This is a genomic window from Cupriavidus campinensis (assembly GCF_905397395.1).
Classification (GTDB): domain Bacteria; phylum Pseudomonadota; class Gammaproteobacteria; order Burkholderiales; family Burkholderiaceae; genus Cupriavidus; species Cupriavidus campinensis.
Window position 1 is genome coordinate 1 of the sequence record NZ_CAJPVH010000134.1, and the last position, 2,009, is coordinate 2,009.

Sequence of the window (2,009 nt, forward strand, 5' to 3'; positions counted from 1 at the left end):
GGTGACGCCGCAGCGCAAGGAGCCCGTGCTGTCCACGCCGGCCCGCCGGCGTCCCGCCGCCGCGCCCGCGCCTGCCATGGCCGAGGCCGGCGACTGGGAAACCTTCTGATCTTCTGGCCTTCTGATCTTCTGATCGATAGTAGTGGTCCCACCTTCAGGCGGCGCCCGGCGTCGCCCGGTGTCCTCCTGAAGGTAGCCTGTAAGCCGCCTGTAAGCCATACGGCACTTCGGCAAGCAGGGCCGGCGGCATGCGCCTACAATACCGGCTCTCCTTGACCACACAAGAGCAGGCACGGCCGGTCGCGCCGCCGTCTGCCACGCAGGCCTTCCATGTCCGCCTCTTCCGTGCCGTCTTCCCCCCCGCAGCCCGCTCGCGCCCCTGATACCCCGCCGCCAGACGTGCCCGTCATGCAGGTGCTGTTCGGTCTGATGCTGGCCATCCTGCTCGGTGCGCTGGAACAGTCGATCGTGGCCGTGGTGCTGCCGGACATCGCCCTCCAGCTGAACGGTTTCGAGGACATGGCCTGGGTGATCTCGGCGTATCTCGTGGCCTCCACCGTGGTGACGCCGATCTACGGCAAGCTGTCCGACGTGCTCGGGCGCCGTTCCGTCCTCTCGTTCTCGATCGTGCTGTTCCTGCTGGCGTCGATCTTCTGCGCCATGGCCACGACCATGCCAATGCTGATCCTCGCCCGCATCCTGCAGGGCCTGGGCGGCGGCGGGCTGATCTCGGTCTCGCAGGCGACCATCGCCGATGTGGTGCCGCTGCGCGAGCGTGGCCGCTACCAGGGCTACGTGAGCGGGGTCTGGGCCGTGGCGAGCATGGCCGGCCCGGTCATCGGCGGTTACCTGGCGCATTTCCTGTCCTGGCGCTGGATCTTCTGGATCAACATCCCGCTGTCCCTGCTGGCGCTGGTGGTGGTGCGCCGCGCCCTGCGCCACCTGCCCGTGGGCGGGCGCCGGCACCGCATCGACTACCTCGGCGCGCTGCTGTTCGGCGGCGGGCTCTCGGGCGTGCTGGTGTTCCTGACCCGTCTGGGGCAGGGCCACTCGCCGCTGGAGCTCCACACGCTTGGTCTGCTGGCGGCGGGCGTCGTCGGCATGGTGCTGTTCGTCTGGCAGGAGCGGCGCGCCGTCGATCCGGTGATTCCGCTCTCGATGCTGCGTGTGCCCACCGTGGCCATCTGCTGCACCACGCTGTTCCTGTGCTTCTTCCAGTTGATTGCGATGTCGGTGCTGCTGCCGCTGCGTTTCCAGGTGGTGGGCGGCGCCCATGCCGACACCGCTGCGTTGCGGCTGGTGCCGCTGACGCTGGCGATTCCGTTCGGCGCCTATATCTCCGGGCGGCTGATGTCGTGGAGCGGCCGCTACAAGCCGATGCAGCTGGCCGGCTCGATCATCGCACCGCTGGCCATCGTGGCGCTGGCGTTCATGCCGCCGCACGCCGTGATGGCGTCCGCGCTGGTGATGATCGTGCTTGGGCTCTCCATCGGGCTGCAACTGCCGAGCGGGCTCGTTGCCACGCAGAATTCGGTGCCGCCGCAGCAGGTGGGCATCGCCACGGCGCTGACCGCCTTCTCGCGGCTGCTGGGCGGGGCGGTGGGCGTGGCCGTGCTGACCACGGTGTTGATTGCCCTGCTGCGCCATAGTGGGATGGCCGTGAGCGACCTCGGCGGCGGCGAGGATGTGCTGATGAGCATGTTCCGGCGCGCCATGGGTGCGGCCAGCGATGGCGACGCGGCGGCGGTGCGCGTGGCGGCCGAGCAGGCGTTCCGCACGCTGTTCCTGTTCAGCGCGGCGGTGTCCCTGATTGCCCCGTTCCTGGTGATGCGGCTGCGCGAGACCACGCTGCGCGGCAGCCCCGTGGCGGCATCGGCGGCGGCCAGCGCGGCGGAGTAGTTCTATATAGCAGTCGTTCTACATAGCGTTACGCGCTGCGCGCCACGCGCCGCCGGGCGCGGGCCGCGAGCCCGGGGCCGAGTACCCAGCGCAAGGTGGGCGCCAGCGCG

General features: G+C 69.8%; 1 protein-coding gene. It reads left to right on the plus strand.

What is annotated here, in order from left to right; all coding sequences use genetic code 11:
- The first annotated feature begins 330 nt into the window (after window positions 1-330).
- Window positions 331-1,899 (plus strand): MDR family MFS transporter, encoded by a 1,569-nt coding sequence (locus KHO18_RS28165; protein WP_244845169.1) that lies wholly within the window; start codon window positions 331-333, stop codon window positions 1,897-1,899.
- Window positions 1,900-2,009: the final 110 nt, after the last annotated feature.

What these genes read in the sequence shown, in the direction of transcription:
- KHO18_RS28165 (WP_244845169.1), top strand. Translation starts at nt 331, where the DNA reads ATGTCCGCCTCTTCCGTGCCGTCTTCCCCCCCGCAGCCCGCTCGCGCC.